The 17,871-nt window shown below is 65.4% G+C and carries 17 protein-coding genes; 7 read left to right on the top strand and 10 right to left on the bottom strand.

The window, feature by feature from the left end; genetic code table 11:
- Nucleotides 1–59 precede the first annotated feature (59 nt).
- Nucleotides 60–2,660: a type I DNA topoisomerase gene (gene topA / locus MTR66_RS04465; protein WP_243918274.1), complete on the top strand. Its 2,601-nt coding sequence runs from the start codon at nucleotides 60–62 to the stop codon at nucleotides 2,658–2,660.
- Entirely contained in the window at nucleotides 2,657–2,836 is a 180-nt protein-coding gene (locus MTR66_RS04470) for a hypothetical protein (RefSeq protein WP_243918275.1), read from the top strand. Before topA ends, MTR66_RS04470 begins: the two co-directional genes overlap by 4 nt.
- 3 nt (nucleotides 2,837–2,839) lie before the next feature.
- Here MTR66_RS04470 and MTR66_RS04475 read toward each other — a convergent pair whose 3' ends face one another.
- Nucleotides 2,840–4,366: an ArnT family glycosyltransferase gene (locus MTR66_RS04475; protein WP_243918277.1), complete on the bottom strand. Its 1,527-nt coding sequence runs from the start codon at nucleotides 4,364–4,366 to the stop codon at nucleotides 2,840–2,842.
- Between the two features lie 223 nt (nucleotides 4,367–4,589).
- Between MTR66_RS04475 and def the strand changes: the two genes are divergently transcribed.
- A complete protein-coding gene (def, locus tag MTR66_RS04480) occupies nucleotides 4,590–5,162 on the top strand; it encodes a peptide deformylase (RefSeq protein ID WP_243918279.1) in 573 nt (190 codons plus the stop codon).
- Nucleotides 5,163–5,222: 60 nt separating this feature from the next.
- Nucleotides 5,223–6,809 carry a DNA recombination protein RmuC gene (locus MTR66_RS04485; protein WP_243918281.1) on the top strand — a complete coding sequence of 529 codons (1,587 nt, stop codon included), beginning with the start codon at nucleotides 5,223–5,225 and terminating at the stop codon, nucleotides 6,807–6,809.
- Between the two features lie 21 nt (nucleotides 6,810–6,830).
- Here MTR66_RS04485 and MTR66_RS04490 read toward each other — a convergent pair whose 3' ends face one another.
- Genes MTR66_RS04490 through MTR66_RS04525 form a run of 8 tightly spaced genes read right to left on the bottom strand, consistent with a single transcriptional unit; the run spans nucleotide 6,831 to nucleotide 12,642 of the window.
- Entirely contained in the window at nucleotides 6,831–7,250 is a 420-nt protein-coding gene (locus MTR66_RS04490) for an META domain-containing protein (RefSeq protein ID WP_243918283.1), read from the bottom strand.
- A 50-nt stretch (nucleotides 7,251–7,300) separates the two neighbouring features.
- Nucleotides 7,301–8,110 carry a TrmH family RNA methyltransferase gene (locus MTR66_RS04495; RefSeq protein ID WP_243918285.1) on the bottom strand — a complete coding sequence of 270 codons (810 nt, stop codon included), beginning with the start codon at nucleotides 8,108–8,110 and terminating at the stop codon, nucleotides 7,301–7,303.
- Nucleotides 8,111–8,115: 5 nt separating this feature from the next.
- On the bottom strand, nucleotides 8,116–8,394 hold the full coding sequence (locus tag MTR66_RS04500) for an HPr family phosphocarrier protein (protein ID WP_243918286.1): 279 nt from the start codon (nucleotides 8,392–8,394) through the stop codon (nucleotides 8,116–8,118).
- On the bottom strand, nucleotides 8,391–8,795 hold the full coding sequence (locus tag MTR66_RS04505) for a PTS sugar transporter subunit IIA (RefSeq protein ID WP_243918288.1): 405 nt from the start codon (nucleotides 8,793–8,795) through the stop codon (nucleotides 8,391–8,393). The genes MTR66_RS04500 and MTR66_RS04505 overlap by 4 nt, the downstream gene beginning before the upstream one ends.
- Nucleotides 8,796–8,843: 48 nt before the next feature.
- Nucleotides 8,844–9,800 carry an RNase adapter RapZ gene (gene rapZ, locus MTR66_RS04510; protein ID WP_243918290.1) on the bottom strand — a complete coding sequence of 319 codons (957 nt, stop codon included), beginning with the start codon at nucleotides 9,798–9,800 and terminating at the stop codon, nucleotides 8,844–8,846.
- A 46-nt stretch (nucleotides 9,801–9,846) separates the two neighbouring features.
- Entirely contained in the window at nucleotides 9,847–10,296 is a 450-nt protein-coding gene (locus tag MTR66_RS04515; RefSeq protein WP_243918292.1) for an HPr kinase/phosphorylase, read from the bottom strand.
- The gene (locus tag MTR66_RS04520; RefSeq protein WP_243918294.1) at nucleotides 10,293–11,885 is read right to left on the bottom strand and encodes a sensor histidine kinase; all 1,593 of its coding nucleotides are present in this window, start codon (nucleotides 11,883–11,885) and stop codon (nucleotides 10,293–10,295) included. Before MTR66_RS04520 ends, MTR66_RS04515 begins: the two co-directional genes overlap by 4 nt.
- On the bottom strand, nucleotides 11,878–12,642 hold the full coding sequence (locus MTR66_RS04525) for a response regulator transcription factor (RefSeq protein WP_243918295.1): 765 nt from the start codon (nucleotides 12,640–12,642) through the stop codon (nucleotides 11,878–11,880). The genes MTR66_RS04520 and MTR66_RS04525 overlap by 8 nt, the downstream gene beginning before the upstream one ends.
- A 234-nt stretch (nucleotides 12,643–12,876) precedes the next feature.
- On the opposite strand from MTR66_RS04525, the gene MTR66_RS04530 reads away from it, so the two are divergent.
- From MTR66_RS04530 to MTR66_RS04540, 3 genes are all read left to right on the top strand, one after another.
- Nucleotides 12,877–14,493: a phosphoenolpyruvate carboxykinase gene (locus MTR66_RS04530; protein ID WP_243918296.1), complete on the top strand. Its 1,617-nt coding sequence runs from the start codon at nucleotides 12,877–12,879 to the stop codon at nucleotides 14,491–14,493.
- A gap of 110 nt (nucleotides 14,494–14,603) precedes the next feature.
- The gene (locus MTR66_RS04535; RefSeq protein WP_243918297.1) at nucleotides 14,604–14,957 is read left to right on the top strand and encodes a hypothetical protein; all 354 of its coding nucleotides are present in this window, start codon (nucleotides 14,604–14,606) and stop codon (nucleotides 14,955–14,957) included.
- Between the two features lie 34 nt (nucleotides 14,958–14,991).
- Nucleotides 14,992–15,936, top strand: coding sequence for an alpha/beta fold hydrolase (locus MTR66_RS04540; protein ID WP_243918298.1), 945 nt, complete (start codon nucleotides 14,992–14,994; stop codon nucleotides 15,934–15,936).
- Here MTR66_RS04540 and MTR66_RS04545 read toward each other — a convergent pair.
- Nucleotides 15,933–17,828 carry a DUF885 domain-containing protein gene (locus tag MTR66_RS04545; protein ID WP_243918299.1) on the bottom strand — a complete coding sequence of 632 codons (1,896 nt, stop codon included), beginning with the start codon at nucleotides 17,826–17,828 and terminating at the stop codon, nucleotides 15,933–15,935. The two genes, MTR66_RS04540 and MTR66_RS04545, sit on opposite strands and share 4 nt — an antisense overlap.
- Between the last annotated feature and the right edge of the window lie 43 nt (nucleotides 17,829–17,871).

The following is a 17,871-nucleotide window of genomic DNA, read 5'->3' on the forward strand; positions in this document are numbered from 1 at the left end:
CTGCACGTGTATGTATGCGCGTGCACGTGCACGCGTAAGGGAATACTTCGGAACACCAAATGCAGCTTGTCATCGTAGAATCGCCCGCCAAGGCCAAGACCATCGAGAAGTACCTGGGCAAGGACTACAAGGTTCTCGCCTCCTACGGCCATGTCCGCGACCTGCCGCCCAAGGACGGCTCCGTCCGCCCGGACGAGGGTTTCGAGATGGACTGGGAGCTGTACGGGGACAAGCAGAAGCAGGTCCGCGCGATCACCGATTACGCCAAGGAGGCCGACCGCCTGATCCTCGCGACTGACCCTGATCGCGAAGGCGAGGCGATTTCGTGGCACGTGCTCGAACTGCTCAAGAAGCGCCGGGCGCTGCCCAAGGACGTGCAGCGCGTGACTTTCAACGCCATCACCAAGGACACCGTGACCAAGGCGATGCAGGCGCCGCGCGAGCTCGATCAGGATCTGATCGACGCCTACCTCGCCCGCCGTGCGCTCGATTATCTGTTCGGCTTCACGCTTTCGCCGGTGCTCTGGCGCAAGCTGCCGGGCGCCAAGTCGGCGGGCCGCGTGCAGTCCGTGGCGCTGCGCCTGATCGTCGACCGCGAGCGCGAGATCGAGGCGTTCAAGCCGCAGGAATACTGGTCCGTCGCCGCGAAGATGGCGCATGACGGCACTGACTTCACCGCCAAGCTGGTGACGTTCGACGGGCAGAAGCTCGACCGGCTGAGCCTGGGCGAGGAAGGCATTGCCATGCGCGCCAAGGCGGCCGTGGAGCAGGGCGCCTTCCGCGTCGAGCAGGTCGAGACCAAGCCGCACCGCCGCAACCCGCAGCCGCCGTTCACCACCTCGACGCTGCAGCAGGAGGCTGCGCGCAAGCTCGGCTTCTCCGCCAGCCAGACGATGCGCGTGGCGCAGCACCTCTACGAGGCGGGCGCGATTACCTACATGCGTACCGACGGCGTGCAGATGGACCCGGGCGCGATCTCGTCCTGCCGCGCCGCGATTTCGGATCGCTATTCGGGGCATTACCTGCCCGAAAAGCCGCGCCACTACGAAACCAAGGCCAAGAACGCGCAGGAAGCCCACGAAGCCATCCGCCCCACCGATTTCACCAAGGACCGTTATGGTTCGGGCGACGAGGCGAAGCTCTACGACCTGATCTTCAAGCGCGCGATGGCGAGCCAGATGGCCTCGGCCGCGCTGGAACGCACCACCGTCACGCTGCGCGACGGCACCGGGCGCCACGAGCTGCGCGCGACCGGGCAGGTGGTGAAGTTCCCCGGCTTCCTCGCGGTCTACGAGGAAGGGCAGGACAACAAGTCCGACGACGAGGATGGCGGCCTGCTGCCGTTCATGAAATCGGGCGACATGCCCGCCAAGAAGGACGTGACGGCCGAGCAGCACTTCACCCAGCCGCCGCCGCGCTTCTCCGAAGCCAGCCTCGTCAAGCGGCTGGAGGAACTGGGCATCGGCCGCCCGTCCACTTATGCGGCGACGATCCAGGTGCTGAAGGACCGCAGCTACGTGCGGACCGAGAAAAACCGTTTCTTCGCAGAGGAATCGGGGCGTCTCCTCACAGCCTTTCTGGAGCGTTTCTTCGAACGCTACGTCGCTTACGATTTCACCGCGGGCATGGAAGACGAGCTGGATGACGTCTCCGGCGGGCGGCAGGAATGGAAGGAGCTGCTCGAAAGCTTCTGGCGCGATTTCAAGCCCAAGTCCGACGAGGTGATGGAGAAGAAGCCCTCGGAAGTGACCGAGGTGCTGGACGAGTTCCTCTCCGACTTCCTGTTCCCGCCCAAGGACGATGGCAGCGATCCGCGCCAGTGCCCCAAGTGCGGCGATGGCAGGCTGGCGTTGCGCGGCGGGCGCTACGGCGCGTTCGTCGCCTGCTCGAACTATCCGGAGTGCAAGTTCACCCGCAAGTTCGCGCAGCCGGGCAGCAATGGCGAGCAGGCGGACGATCAGGAACTGGGCAAGGATCCGGAGACGGGCCTTGAGATCACCCGCCGCGTCGGCCGTTTCGGCCCTTACATCCAGCTTGGCGAGGGCAAGGAGGCCAAGCGCGCCTCGATCCCCAAGGATATCGACGAACTGACGCTGGACTGGGCGCTCAAGCTGCTGAGCCTGCCGCGCACGGTGGGCCCGCACCCCGAAAGCGGCAAGGACATCACCGCCAGCATCGGGCGCTATGGCCCTTATCTCGCGCATGACGGCAAGTATGCGAAGCTGCGTTCGACCGCCGAAGTCTTCGATACCGGCATGAACGCGGCGGTCTCGCTGCTGGCCGATGCCGCCAATCGCGGCGGCGGGCGGGCCAAAGCCGAGCCGATCAAGGTGCTGGGCAACCACCCGACCAGCGAAGGCGAGATGAAAGTCATGGCCGGGCGCTATGGCCCTTACGTGACCGACGGCACTACCAACGCCACGCTCCCGCGCGACCAGAAGCCCGAAGACCTCACTGCCGAGCAGGCCATTGCCCTGATCGATGCCAAGGTCGCCAAGGGCCCGGCCAAGGGCAAGAAGAAGGCCGCGCCGAAGAAGAAGGCTCCGGCCAAGAAAACGGCTGCCAAAAAGGCACCGGCCAAGAAAGCAGCGCCCAAGAAAGCGGCCGCCAAGGCCTCGCCCGATCAGGGCGATGACGTGCCGTGGGAGGCAGGCGAATGAGCAACGCTGCCGCCAAACACAAGCAGCCCTGGAAGCCGCAGGAATTGCAGAAACTCCAGACCCTTGCCGGAAAGGGCAAGGGGCTGAAGGAAATCGCCAAGGCTTTGAACCGCACCGAGGAATCGACCAAGGATGCCGCGCGCCAGCACGGCTTCACGATCGCCAAGGCGCGCTGAGGATCAGTTCCGCAGCCGGTAGAGTTCGAACTTTCGCGTGCCGAGTGTAATTTCGCGGTAGCGCCGGTAGTCCCGCGCCAGAATGCGGCGCATCAGGGCGCGGGTCTGGAGGTTGGGCAGGTTCGATGTGCCGTGCCGGGCCATAACCACCACGCCGGGCCTTGAGGCCATGAGGCGGCGCACTTCCGCGACCGGATCGACGCCGAGCGCCCGGCCTTCCTTCATCGCGTCGAGATGGGAGGGATAGGCGAAGCGGGTGGGGATGCAGGCATGGGTAGTGCGGTAAAGCGCGCTGTCGCCTTCGTAGACGTAGAGGCAGCGGCCGTGCAGTTCGCGGGCGATCAGTGCGGTGGCCTGCCGGAATTCCGCCGCCGTTCCGCGCTCATGGACCTGAAAGGCCGGAGCCGCCACAGCGCCGAGCGTGCCGAAGCCGAGCAACAGACGCCCGTACCAGTGCCCCTTGGGGCCGGTCCATGCCAGCACTGGCGCGGCGAGGATCGAGAGCGGCACCAGCACCGGACCCAGATAGTGATCGAACCACGGCGGCACGGCCAGAAATCCGGCCACCGCGAACAGCGCCCAGATCCGCAGCGGCGGCAAGGCTGCCGGGGCCGTGCCGCTCTTCAGATCGAGCCGCCGGGGGGCGAGCAGGACGGCCAGCGCAAAGGGCGTCATCGCCAGCGTTTCCTTGGCCAATTGCGCCAGCGCGTCGGCCCAGTCGGTGCGCCGGCCGAAGATCGAGAGGAAATTGGCCTGTACGAAAGCCTCGCCGTGGCCAGCGAGGGCATAGCCCGCCAGCACGGCGGCGGTCGGGGCCAGCGCTACGGCAATCCACAGCGCGCCGATGCCTGCCAGCCGTGCCGGTTTCCAGCCGTCCCGGCGGGCGCGGGCCAGCAGCATCAGGCCAAGTCCCACGCCTTCGAATACCGCCGTGTACTTGATCTGGAGCGCGAGACCGATCAGCGCCATGGCCGCGCAACCCGCCCGCACAAGGCCTGCATCCCGCGGCCGCAAGCTCGCCCGCACGACGATCAGCGCGGCGAGCGCCACCGGCAGGTTGTAGAACACCGGCGACTGGCCAAGCGCAACGTTGAACACCGGCTGATACAGCAGATAGGCGAGCCCTGCGAACTGCGCGCCGCGCTCGGGCGCGATCATTCGGGCCATGCGGGCAATCACCAGCGCAGTCGCCACCGAAAAGACGATGCCGAGCACCTGATATGTCAGCACGGGATCGGACGGCAGCAGGAACACGCTGCGGTAGATCAGGAACAGGCCGTAGGGTTTGCGGTCCCACAGATCGACATAGGGCAGGGCGCCCTCGGCCATACGCTGGCCGGCCAGCAGATAGAACTGCTCGTCGCTCTGGAACGCGGGCTTGCCGATCATGACCAGCCGCACCAGCAGGGCCAGCGCGAAATAGCCCGCCGGCAGGTATAGCGACGGCTGGCGGTGTAACCGCACCACGCCGCCTCGCCACGCCGAACGGCGCGGAATCCGGGCGATCAGTCGCCCTGTCGCAGCAATCATCGAATTGTCAGTTCCCCAAGTGTCCCATGCAACGCTTCCCGCCCGGAAGTGATGTTGCAAGTTTGCTGTATGGCTTGATTGTTACAGTGAATCGGCATTCGTCACGGCAAGGACGCCGCAAGGTCTTGAATTCCACAGTCCTGCTATCGCTTCGGATGCAAAACGCCGCGGTTTGGTGCGAGATGCGCTTGCGCGGGCGCGGGCCGATGCTTATCTGGACGCTATGGCTATCCGCGAAATCCTTGAAGTTCCCGATCCGCGCCTGAAGCAGATCTCCGCGCCCGTCGAAGTGTTCGACGCAGAATTGAAGACGCTCGTCGAAGACATGTTCGAGACGATGTACGAAGCGCCGGGCATCGGCCTTGCCGCCATTCAGGTGGGCGTGCCGCTGCGCGTGCTGGTGATCGATCTCCAGCCGGAAGATCCGGATGCCGAGCCGGAGGTTTGCACTGCGCACGGCGGGCATCACCACACGCACCAGCCCACGCTGAAGGAACCGCGGGTTTTCATCAATCCCGAGATTCTCGATCCTTCCGAAGACCTTTCGGTCTATCAGGAAGGCTGCCTTTCGGTGCCCGAGATCTATGCCGACGTTGAACGCCCCGCCCGCATCCGCGCGCGCTGGCACGATGTTGAGGGCAACCAGTTCGAAGAGGAGATAGAGGGCCTGCTGGCCACCTGTCTCCAGCACGAGATGGATCACCTCGAAGGCATCCTGTTCATCGATCACCTCTCGCGCCTGAAGCGCCAGATGGCGCTCAAGAAGCTGGACAAGCTGCGCAAGGCGGCTGCCTGAGCCGGGGATAAACTCCACAAGAGGCTGGTGTTCCTGAAACGTTCCGGTTAAGGTGCCGGGATGGAAATCGCTGTATCCGCTATTCTCGCGCTTGTTATCGGTCTGGTTCTGGGCTGGTTCTTCGGATCGCGCCCGGCGGCGCAGTGGCGCCAGCAGGCCGAAACGCGCGAGCGGGAAGCACGCGAACAGGCGGATACGCGCGATAGCGAGTTGCGCGAGCTTGATGCCAGGTACCTGCGGACGTTCGCCGATCTGGAAGCAGCGCGCGAACGCGCCAGCCGCGCCGATGCGCTGGCGGCCTCTCTGGACGAGGCACGGCGGGAGCATGCGGCAGAGCTGGACCGGCTGCGGGTGGCCTCGGCGCAGGCCACCGAAACGCTGCGGAGCGAATTGACGCAAGTGCTGGAGCGCACGCGCAGCGAGCATGCCCAGCTTGTCGATACCCTGCGGCGAGAGCAGCGCGAACTGGCTTCCGAGCTGGCCACGCTGCGCGAGAAATCCGCGAATTTCGAGGAGCAGAAGCGGCTGCTGATCCAGGCGCAGGAGGCGCTGCGCAAGGAGTTCGAGAATGCCGGGGCCAAAGTGCTCGAAGGCGCGCAGGAGGCTTTCCTGCGCCGCGCGGGCGCGCGGTTCGAGGAAAGCGAGAAGGCGAATGCCGAGCGCATCACGCGCCTGCTTCAGCCGGTGGGCGAGCGGCTCAAGAGTTACGAGGAGCAGGTCAGCGCGCTGGAGGCCAAGCGGGTCGATTCGTTCGGCCAGCTCACCGGCCTGATCCAGTCTATGCGCGAGGGGCAGGAGAAAGTGCGCGAGGAAGCCGCGCGGCTCGGCAATTCGCTGCGCAATGCCCCCAAGGCGCGCGGGCGCTGGGGCGAGCAGCAGCTTCGCAATGTGCTGGAACAGTGCGGGCTCTCCGAACATACCGATTTCGTCACCGAGCATTCGATCGATACCGAGGACGGCCGCCTGCGTCCCGATGCCGTGGTGAACATTCCCGGCCAGAAGAAGCTGGTGATCGACGCCAAAGTCTCGCTCAATGCCTATCAGGAAGCGTTCGAGGCGCAGGATGAGGCGACGCGCGAAGCGGCGCTGCGCCAGCATGTCGCCTCGATGCGCAACCATGTGCAGACGCTCGGCGCCAAGAGCTACCAGAGCCAGTTTGAGGATGCGCCCGACTATGTGGTGATGTTCGTGCCGGGCGAGCACTTCGTGGCCGCCGCGCTGGAGCAGGACCCCGAGCTGTGGGACTTCGCCTTCCGCAACCGCGTGCTGCTGGCGACGCCGACCAACCTCGTTGCCATTGCCCGCACCGTGGCCCAGGTCTGGCGTCAGGACGGGCTGGCCCGCGAAGCGCGCGAGATTGGCCGGATGGGCGGCGAACTTTACGATCGCCTTGCGGTGGCTGCAGAACACATGAAGCGCGTGGGCGCGGGGCTGGAATCGGCGGTGAACAATTACAACAAGTTCGTCGGCAGCTTCGAGCGCAATGTCCTCAGCTCCGGCCGCCGCCTGAAGGACAAGCACATCGAGATCGGCAAGCGCGAGATCGAGGATGTTCCCGCGGTCGAGTCCACGCCGCGTTACGGGGCAGACGCGTTGCCCGGGCCAGAGAGCGAGGATGGAGCGGCGGAGGCCGAAGCAGCCGAATAGACGCGAGCCTCGTCCGCCGCCTTATCCGCCCTTGCCGTGGGATTTGCTGTTTTCCACCCGGATGAGTTCTGCGGTATGGCCGCTGGAATGCAGGGTCATGCGGTCGCCCTCGACGTTGAGGCGCGGTGTGGCGACCAGCAGGGCGCCCACCGCGCGCTCCTGTTTCCAGGCGGATTCGGTGCAGTCACTCTCGGTCTGGTTCAGCGGACCGGCAACGAGCCGGTCCTGATCAACCCGCCAGGGGCCGCCCAGCCGGTTGCAGCCCACCTGCACGCCGATCTTGCCGTTATGGAACGTCATTCCGGCATCTGGAGACTGCGGATTCTGGCCGTCGATCAGCTCGAAACGCCAACTCGTTTGCGCCAGATGCGAATGATTGCCGCTGTCGGAACATCCGGTGGCCAGGACCGGCAGGATCAGGAGGGCGGCGAGTCGTTTCATGACCTCCCGATAATGCCATGCGATGTATTAGAGTTGGGTGAATAACCCCGTCATCGTTTATGCAGATGCGCCAGCGCTTCGTAGGCCAGAACGGCCCCGGCAACCGCTGCGTTCAGGCTGTCCGCGCGGCCCAGCATCGGCATCGTGACCCGAAGGTCGCAGGCTTCTTCGTAGGCAGCGGGAAGGCCCTGCGATTCGTTGCCCACCATCAGAAAACACGGCGCGGCGTAAGGTGCCGCACGGTAGTCGGTGGGATCGCGCAGCGAGGCGGCGACGAGCTGTCCCGCACCAGAGCGCAGCCAGGGCAGAAATTCCTCCCAGCGGGCCGTGGCGATCCGCTGCGTGAAGACCGCGCCCATGCTGGCGCGCACGGCTTCCACCGAAAAGGGATCGGCGCAATCGTCGAGCAGGATCAGCCCGCCCGCGCCCACGGCATCGCCGGTGCGCAGCATGGTGCCCAGATTGCCCGGATCGCGCAGGGCCTGCGCCACCAGCCAGATGGGCGATGCGGTGCGGTCGATCGAGGACAGGCGCGTATCGAATTCCGCGAAGACACCGGCCACGGCCTGCGGGTTGTCCTTGCCGGTGACTTTGGCGAGGATGTCCACGTCCATTTCGACCACTTCGCCGCCCACCCGGTCCACCGCCGCTTCCAGCGCATCGAGCAGCGGGTGCGGCTCGCGGCCCGTCGCCATCACGAGGATTTCGGGCACTTTTCCGCATTCGCGGGCATCGGTGAGCAGCCGCAGTCCCTCGGCCAGGAAGCGTTTCTCGCGCTTGCGGTGCTTCTTCTCCCGCAGCGAGCGCAGGAACTTGACCAGCGGATTGGAAAAGCCGGTTATGGTGCGGCGGTCTGCCAAGGAGGTCACTCTTCGCCGAAACCGCCCCGGACGAGCGCCGCCAGCGCGGCGAGGGCTACATCGGCGCCATCGCCGCTGCAGGCGATCTCGACCGTGTCGCCCTTGGCCGCGCCGAGCATCATCAGGCCGAGGATGGAGTTTCCGGCCGCGCAAGTGCCATCCTTGGACACCGTTACGGACACGCCCGCAGGCAATTCGGCCACATGGTTCACGAACTTGGCGCTCGCCCGCGCGTGCAGACCGCGCTTGTTGACGATCAGCACCGCTTCACGGCAATCGATCATGCATCCTGCCCCAGGTATTCGCTTGCTATCGTTATGTAATTGCGCCCGGCATCGCGCGCGGCATTGGCTGCTTCGCGCACTGGCATGCACTCGCGCGCTTTGGCGAGGCGGATCAGCATGGGCAGGTTGATGCCCGCGATCACTTCCACCTTGCCTGCCTGCATCAGCGAGATCGCGAGGTTCGAAGGGGTGCCGCCGAACAGGTCGGTCAGGATGATGACGCCAGAGCCGCTGTCCACCTTGGTGATGGCCTCGGCGATTTCGCTGCGGCGGCGTTCCATGTCGTCGTTCGGGCCGATGCACACGGTCTCGACATCGGCCTGATCGCCGACGACGTGTTCCATGGCGTGGACAAATTCCTCGGCCAGATTGCCGTGGGTTACCAGGATCATACCGATCATGCTGGGAGTGCGCTCCGAATTTCCTGCAAACGCACCTGGGATTTGGTTTCATTTTTCACGCCGCGGACCCCCTTCCAGAAGATCGGCTGCTCGCGAGCCCAGGTTGCGGTGCAGCAATGTGGGCGAAAATCCTGCCTGACGCAAGGCTGCCGAAATCTGCTCCGCAGTAAAAACCGAGCGGTGTCTTCCTCCGGTACAGCCGAAAGCGATGTGGACATAGGCTTTGCCCTGCGCCTGGTAGCGCGGAAGCAGCAGCAGCAACAGGTCGCGGATCCGGGTAAAGGCCTCTTCGAAGGCCGGATCCTTGCGAATGTAGTTACCCACGGCAGCATCTTGTCCGGTCTGCGGGCGCAAGTCCGGATCCCAGTGCGGATTGTCGAGAAAGCGCATGTCGAAGACCAGATCGGCCACTGGCGGCATCCCGCGCGAGAAGCCGAAGCTGGAGACCGTGACGGTCATTTCCTCGTTCGCCATCGATGCGAATCGTTCGCGGACCGCGCGCTGCAGATCGTTGGAGGTGTAGCCGCTGGTGTCGATCAGCATTTCCGCCCAGCGCCGCAGCGGGGCCATGATCTCGCGCTCGGCCCGCACGCCGGTGGATACCGGTGCGTCGGAGGCGAGTGCGTGGCGGCGGCGGGTCTCGTTGTAGCGGCGTTCCAGTTCCGCGCTGGAGCAATCGAGGAACAGCGTGTTGAGTTCGATATCCTCGCGCCCTTCCAGCGCCTTGACCTGGGCGATGATCCGTTCCGGATTGAAGCCGCGGGTGCGCGAATCGAAACCGATAGCCAGCGGCGTGCGAGTTTCCGCGCCGGTTTCGGGTGCGCTTTCGATCAGCCCGTCGAGCAGGCGGATCGGGAAGTTGTCGACGATTTCCCAGCCCAGGTCCTCCAGCACGCGCAGCGCAGTGGTTTTGCCCGCGCCCAGCATGCCGGTGACCAGCAGCACACGCTGCTTGTCCCGGCTGTTCCCGGTACTGTCTGCGATGCCGGCTGAATCGTCATCCATGCGCGCCTGTTTGCGCCGGGCGGCGTTGAAAGAAAAGGGGGCGATTTCAGAATTGCAAGCCATAGTGGTGCAAGGCCAGTTCCGCCTTGACCGCCGGTGGGGCGTCCTGCGGCCAGATGCGCACCAGTGGCACCGGCACGCCCGCCAGTTCGATGCCGCCGGGCTCCTCGATATAGCGCGGTGCGGCGGGATCGAGAGCGATCACCAGCGCCACGGGCACTTCGCTGCGGCAGGCAAAGGGCAACAGGCCCAGATTGCGCACTTCCATCAACCCGCGCGTGCGCGGATGCGGCCGGGCGATCAGGCGCCCGCCCTCGGCGCCGATCAGCACGCCGTCGTCGCCGATCAGTTCTGCCCCCCGGTCGATCAGTGCCAGGGCAAGCATGGATTTGCCGGTTCCCGGTTCGCCTTCGATCAGCAGGCCGCGGCCGCCGATGGCGACGCAGCCCGCCTGGCGCACAAGGGCAGGGGGTGCGGCAGGGGGGGCGGCCGTCATTCGCCGTCCTGCCAGGCAGGCAGCGACAGGACGAAGCGGGCGCCCGGCGTGCCGTCTAGCCGCACGGTTGCAGACAGCTTGCCGTAATGCGCTTCGACGATGGTGCGGGCAATGGCGAGGCCCAGCCCGGAATGTTTGCCGAATTCCTCGTCCGATGGGCGCAGCGAATGGAAGCGTTCGAATATCCGCTCGCGCGAGGCTTCCGGGATGCCGGGGCCATGATCGGATACGGTCGTGATCACCCGGTCACCGCTGCGGGTAAGGGCGATTTCGATGGCCCCGCCTTCGGGTGAGAACGAGACGGCGTTGTCGAGCAGGTTCTGGAGCACGCGTTCCAGCCGGGCGGCGTCACCGGCCACCACCAGATCGCCATAGCCCTCATGCGCGATGGACACCGGGCATGTGCCGTTCACGCCGCGCTGGCCGCGCTCGCTGACAAGTGCCTGCACCAGCCGCAGCATGTCGACCGGCTCGAAAGTCGTGCGGCTGAGCTGGGCATCGATCCGGCTGGCGTCGGCGATTTCGGTGACGAGGAAATCGACACGCCGCACGTCGTCCTTGGCGATGCCGATGAGCTGGCGGCGCAGGGCGGGTTCCTCCACCCGGTCCAGGCTCTCCAGCGCGCTGCGCAGCGAGGTGAGCGGGTTCTTGAGTTCGTGCGCGACATCGGCGGCAAAGCTTTCCACCGCATCGATGCGGTGGCGCAAGGCGCCGCTCATGTCCGAGACGGCGCGGGCGAGCAGGCCGATCTCGTCGCGCCGGTCGGGCAGGCGGGGGACGATGACGCTGCGGTCCCGGCCCAGCCGCACGCGCACTGTGGCGCGCACCAGCTTGCGCAGCGGCTCGACGATGGTGCGGGCGAGAAACAGCGAGAGCAGGATCGAAACGCCGAGCGCGCCGCCGACGATGATGGCCAGCGTCTGGCGGGCCATGCGCACGTTTTCGGTAATGTCACGGGCATTGCGCGTGACCAGCAGCGCGGCGCCATCGATGCCGACGGGCGTGGCGGCGATGATCACTGGCGTTTGGTCTGGCGCAGCCTTGTGGCTGACATCTGTCTGCCTGCGGGCCAGCGCCGCCGCGATTTCCGGCCAGGCCTTGGCGTTGGCGTCCGCCGGGTCATGGTAATCCGGGATTTTGGGCGCGCCGAGCAGGAAGTCCATGCCCCGGTCCAGCATGCGTGCCGCGTCCTGATACCAGGGTTCGGTGGCTGGATCGATCAGCCGGTAGGCGGGCGGGCCCAGCTTGAAACTATCGGCGATGAGCTTGCCATCCGGCGCAAACAGGCGCAGCCGCAGGTCCTGTTCCGATCCGATGCGGGCGATCAGTTCCAGCCGGCGCTGCCCGTTTTCGTGTTCCAGCGCGGCGGCGGTAATGTCCGCCTCCGACTTGGCCAGGCGGTAGCGTTCGGCCAGCAGTTCGCGGCGGTAGCTGTCGATGTAGAACAGGCTGCCTGCCAGCAGCGCCAGGGCGATGATGTTGACGGCAAGGATGCGCGCCGTCAGCGAGACGCGCCAGGGCAGGCCCAGCTTCGCCGCGAGGCCGGAAAACAACGTGCCCGTCGCGGCGGGGGCTGGCGGTCTAGCCATCGGCGAAGGCGTAACCGGCGCCATAAAGCGTATCGATCGCGCCGAATTCCGGATCGACGGCGCGGAATTTGCGGCGCAAGCGCTTGATATGGCTGTCGATGGTGCGGTCATCGACATAGACGTCTTCGCTGTAGGCCGCGTCCATCAGCTGGTTGCGGCTTTTCACCACACCCGGGCGCAGCGCCATCGCCTCCAGAATGAGGAATTCGGTGACGGTGAGCGATACCGGCTTGCCGTCCCACGTCACCTGATGGCGCGCCGGGTCGAGCCGCAGGCGGCCGCGCACTACCGGCTCGGGCAAGTCGGCGTGGCCGGTGTCTTCGGGAGGGGTACGGGCCAGGTCGCTGCGGCGCAGGATGGCCCGGATGCGCGCGACCAGCAGCCTCTGGCTGAAAGGCTTGGTGATGTAATCGTCCGCGCCCATGGCAAGGCCCAGCGCCTCGTCGGGTTCCTCGTCCTTGGAGGTGAGGAAGATCAGGGGAAGGCTGGATTTTTCCCTCAGGGCCTTGAGCAGGTGCAGCCCGTCCATGCGGGGCATCTTGATGTCGCAGATGGCCAGATCGGGCGGGTTTTCGAGCAGCGCCTTTAGTGCCGTTTCGCCATCGGTGTAGACGCGCGTGGCGAACCCTTCGGCCTGCAGGCTGATGGATACCGTGGTGAGGATGTTGCGGTCGTCATCCACCAGCGCGATGGTCTGCTGGCGCGGGGGGGCGTTGGCGTTCGCCTCGGCGGCGGGGGGCGTTTGGGCATCGGCCATGGCGTTAGCGGCTTTTCCCTTCGCGAACCAAAAAAACCGTGCCTAGCGCTTGGCGCAGCGGCTGACAATCGGGTGGGAATTTTGGCGTATTGTTTCATATTCGTGGGGTGTAAGGTTTAAATTGATGCTAATTTGACGGAAAAGAGCGCGTCGATTATGCGCCAGCCGATTCTTGCATAAGAATTACAGATATGCCCGCCAAGGCGGCCTTTGGCGTGCGATCTTTTGGAGGAGATGACATTGACCGCTTCCCTTAGCTACCCGCTCGAAAAACAAGGTATAAACACAAAGGCGCAGATCTTTGCGAACCTCGGCACCGCGCCGCTGGTTGAGCAGGCTGTCGCCAACGGCGAGGGTATGCTCTCGGCTGACGGTCCCTTCGTTGTCGCCACCGGTAAACACACCGGGCGTTCGGCCAAGGACAAGTTCATCGTCAAAGACGCCGAAACCGAAGATACGGTGTGGTGGGGCAAGACCAACGTCGCGATGACGCCGGAGCACTTCGCCGCGCTGAAGGAAGATTTCCTCGCCGAAGTGGCCAAGCGGGACAAGCTCTACGTCGCTGACCTGTTCGGCGGTTCGCAGCCCGAGCATCGCGTGAAGGTTCGCGTGATCAACGAACTCGCGTGGCACAACCTGTTCGTGCGCACGCTGCTGGTGCGCCCGGAAGAGGACGAGCTTGCCGGTTTCGAACCCGAATACACCATTATCGATCTTCCCAGCTTCCGCGCCGATCCGCTGCGCCATGGCTGCCGCAGCGAGACGATCGTCGCGGTCAATCTCACCGAAAAGCTGATTCTGATCGGCGGCACCGCTTATGCTGGCGAAATGAAGAAGTCCGTCTTCGGCATTCTCAATTACTTGCTGCCGCCCAAGGGCGTGATGCCGATGCACTGTTCGGCCAACATCGGCCCCGATGGCGATACCGCCGTGTTCTTCGGCCTGTCGGGCACCGGTAAGACCACGCTTTCGGCCGATGCCTCGCGCACGCTGATCGGGGATGACGAGCATGGCTGGTCGGACACCGCCGTGTTCAATTTCGAAGGCGGTTGCTACGCCAAGGTCATCCGTCTTTCGGAAGAGGCCGAGCCGGAAATCTACGCGACCACCCGCCGTTTCGGCACGATCCTCGAAAACGTCGTGATCGATCCGGAAACCCGCCAGATCGATCTTGATGACAATTCGCTGGCCGAGAACAGCCGCGGTTCGTACCCGATCGACTTCATCCCGAACTGCTCGAAGCACAATCTCGGGCCTGTGCCGCACAACATCATCTTCCTGACGGCGGATGCTTACGGCGTTCTCCCGCCGATCGCGCGGCTCACCCCGGATCAGGCGATGTATCACTTCCTCTCGGGCTACACCGCGCGCGTTGCGGGCACCGAGATCGGCGTGACCGAACCGGAAGCGACCTTCTCCACCTGCTTCGGCGCACCGTTCATGCCGCGCCATCCCACCGTTTACGGCAACCTGCTCAAGGAGCGCATTGCCAAGGGCGGCGTGAAGTGCTGGCTGGTCAACACCGGCTGGTCGGGCGGCAAGGCGACGATGGAAGGCATCAAGCGCATGCCGATCAAGGCCACCCGCGCGCTGCTCAACGCCGCGCTCGACGGCAGCCTCAACGAAGCCGAGTTCAAGGAAGATCCGAACTTCGGTTTCGAGGTTCCGGTGGCGGTGCCCGGCGTCGATACCAAGCTCCTCGATCCGCGCGGTGCCTGGGCCGATCCGGCCGAGTACGACAAGACTGCGATGACGCTGGTCAATGCCTTCATCGAGAACTTCGAACAGTTCGAAGCGCATGTAGACGAAGGCGTGCGCCAGGCTGCGCCCAAGGCGGCGGTCTCGGCCTGATCGCCTGATCTTGCAGACCATCAGGGGGCTCCGGAACTTCGGTTCCGGGGCCCTTTGTTTTGTCACGAAACGGGTGCATGGTTGCTGCTCAACAACAAGGAGAACCGGTCATGGGACTTTTCGACGGCATCCTCAGCCAGGTCAGCGAACATGCCGACGTTGGCAATCTTGCCAGCCAGCTCGGCATCGATCCGGGCATGGCGGAAAAGGCGATCGCGGCGCTGGGTGTGGCCCATCAGGAACCGGGCGATACGGCTGAGCTGGCCGCGCAGAAGACCGGGCTCGATCTTGCCATGATCCAGAAGATCATCGCGGCCATCGGCGGAGAGCATTCGCTGTCCGAATTCGCCAACCAGATCGCCAAGGACCCTTCGCAGATTTCGGCGTTCTTCGACCGGGACGGTGACGGCAGCGCCATCGACGATCTGACCGACATGGCGAAGGGTTTCTTCGGCAAGAAATAGGATATCTGGCGCGCGCCCCAGCACGGGCGCGCGCATGGTGTGGCCCAGTGCAATGGTGCCGCCATCACTGGTGCGGGAGTGCGATGCCGCTTGGCGTCAGCTTCCGCTGTCCGGTACGAACAAGCGATTGAAGAACGGCATGACGCAATGGCGGCTTCCCGAGCGGATCGGGACAAGCGCGGGCGAAGTGGCTGCGGGCCAGGCTGGTGAGGGGCCTCCCCTGGTGCTGGCCCATGGCTGGCCGTGGTCTTCGTATGCCTGGTCCCGCCTTATCCCGGCGCTGTCGCGGCGGTATCGTGTGTATTGGTATGACATGCCCGGTTACGGGCAGTCCGGGATGCGGCCCGGTCAGCGCACGTCGCTGGACGTGCAGGGCGATGTCTTCGCGGAAATGCTCGACCATTGGGGGCTGGAGAGACCGGCCGTTCTGGCGCACGATTTCGGAGGCGCGGTAACGCTGCGCGCGCACTTGCTCGCGGGCCGGGACTACGCGGCCTATGTGCTGATGAACGTGGTGGCCATGCGCCCGTGGGGCTCGGCTTTCTTCGATCATGTCGGGCGGCATGTGGAGGCGTTCACCGGCCTGCCCCCGCATATCCACGAAGCGGTCGTGCGGGCCTATATCGGCGGCGCGCTGGTCACGCCGCTGGACCCGCAGGATGTGGAAGCACTCGTCTCGCCATGGCTGAGCGAAGCGGGGCGGGCGAGCTTCTACAGCCAGTTCGCGCAGGCCGACGAACGCTATACCGCCGAGATCGAGGACCGGTTCGCAGACGTGCGCTGTCCGGCGGCCATCCTATGGGGACGGGAAGATCCGTGGATCCCGCTGGAGCGGGGCAAGGCTCTGGCCGAGCGGGTCCGTCCGCGCCATTTCGTGGAACTGCCCGGACTTGGGCACCTGCCGCAACTGGAAGATGCCCAAGCGGTATTGCAGGCCGTCTTGTCCGTGCTCGACGACCTGCTTGTCAGGAGCGGTTAGGCTTTCGTCGCTTCGATATAGGCGGTGATATTGTCCGTCAGCACGTCCAGCGGGACGTTCCCGCCGTCCACCACGGCCTGATCGAAATCGCGCAAGTCGTAGGCGGAGCCCAGTTCGGCAATCGCCCGCGCGCGCTGGCGGTTGATCTGGTTGTGGCCCATCTTGTAGCCGCAGGCCTGACCCGGCCATGAGCAGTAGCGGTCCACTTCGCTCGCCACTTCCTCGCGCTTGTTGCCGTTCTTCTGCATGAAGAACTGCACCGCCTGTTCGCGGCTCCAGCCCTTGGCGTGGAGGCCGGTATCCACCACCATGCGGCAGGCGCGGAAGGCGATCGACTGCAGGTAGCCGAGGCGGCCCACCGGATCGTCGTCGTAAGCGCCCAGCTCGTCGGCCAGTTGCTCGCCGTAGAGCGCCCAGCCTTCCGAATAGGCATTGAACGCCAGGATCGAGCGCAGCAGCGGCAGGCGGTTGGCATATTCGCCCTGCCAGACATGGCCGGGGATCGCCTCGTGATGGACGAGCGTGGGCAAGTCGTACTTGCGGTGCAGGTCCGTGGTGCGCAAGTTGATCCACATCTTGCCGGGGATCGTCCCGTCCTTCGATCCGGCGCCGCCATAAGCGGTGGGCGCGCCGGGTTCTTCGGCAATGGGAATGCGGCGCACTTCGACATTGCCGGGCACCAGATGGCGGAACGCGCGCGGCATCTGCGCGCGGATCCAGGCGATGCGCTTCTGGATGAAGGCCATGATCTCCTTGCGGCCGGGATCGCCCGCCGGGAACATGAAGCGCTTGTCGCTGCCCAGCGCCGTCATCCGCGCGCCGACCGACCCTTGCGTATAGCCCAGGCTCTTGAGGATCGGGTCCATGCGGCCGTGCAGTTCGGCGAGCTGTTCCAGCCCGAGCTGGTGGATCTCTTCGGCAGGCACCGGGGTGGTGGTGCTGGCGCGCAGGGCCCAGGCGTAATATTCGCTGCCGTGCGGGCGCTCGCGCATGCCCGGATCGCCGGTGGCAAGGCCGCGCTGGCGCTGCAGCTCGGTAAGCTGGCGTTCGAGTGCGGGAACGATCTGCCCGGAGACGATCTGCCCGGCCTGCTTTTCCCAGTCGCCGGGAATGTCCGCCGTGCGTTTGACCAGCGACTGGACCATGCCGCCGCCGCCCTGGCGGGCTTCGGCAATCGTGCTGGTCATCTGCGCGATCGTGCGGTCGATCAGGAAGTCCGGCGGCACCAGGCCCTGGCCGGCCGCGCTGCGCATGCGGCCGAGTTCGCCGTCAAGCTGGGCGCTCATCTGGCCGAGGCGGGCGATGTAGCCTTCCGCATCGTCCTTGCCGCGCACCGGGTGATCGGCTTCGAGGAAGCGCGGCGTGTCGAGATAGGCGCCGACGTTCTGGATCACCACGTAAGGCGCATTGCGCCAGCCGCCGACCGCCACGTCGCCGTAGGGCTGGGCAAGGCCGTCCAGCGCCGTGGCGTAAGCGCTCTTTACCACCGCGAAGCTGGTGCGGGTGGAATAGTCGAATGAGGACGTATCGATGGCCTTCACCCGGGCGAGATCCTCCCGCAGCGAAGCGGCGAGCGCATCGATGCCCGCTTGCGAAATGTCGTCCAGCCGGTGGCGCAGGGCGGCATGGGCACCGGTATCGACGCCGAGGCCGGTGGCGCGGGTGGGCTGGCGCTCCAGCAGGCGCCAGGCGATGGCATCGAGCATGGCCGCGCCGCTGGCATCGGCGCTTGTATCGGCGCTGGCGGCCGGACTGGCGGCGTTCGCGGCGAGCGGACGGGCCAGTCCCCCGCCCAGGGCGATTCCGGCGGCGCCGGTGGCCAACTGGCGCAGAGTGTCGCGCCGGGACTGGCGGCGCGGAGCGAAGGTGTTGTTTCGGGGGGCGTTTTGCATGGGCGATTGATGGCCGCAGACAAGGAGTGTGTCAAACCGGCTC

The organism is Novosphingobium beihaiense (assembly GCF_022832375.1).
GTDB lineage: Bacteria > Pseudomonadota > Alphaproteobacteria > Sphingomonadales > Sphingomonadaceae > Novosphingobium > Novosphingobium beihaiensis.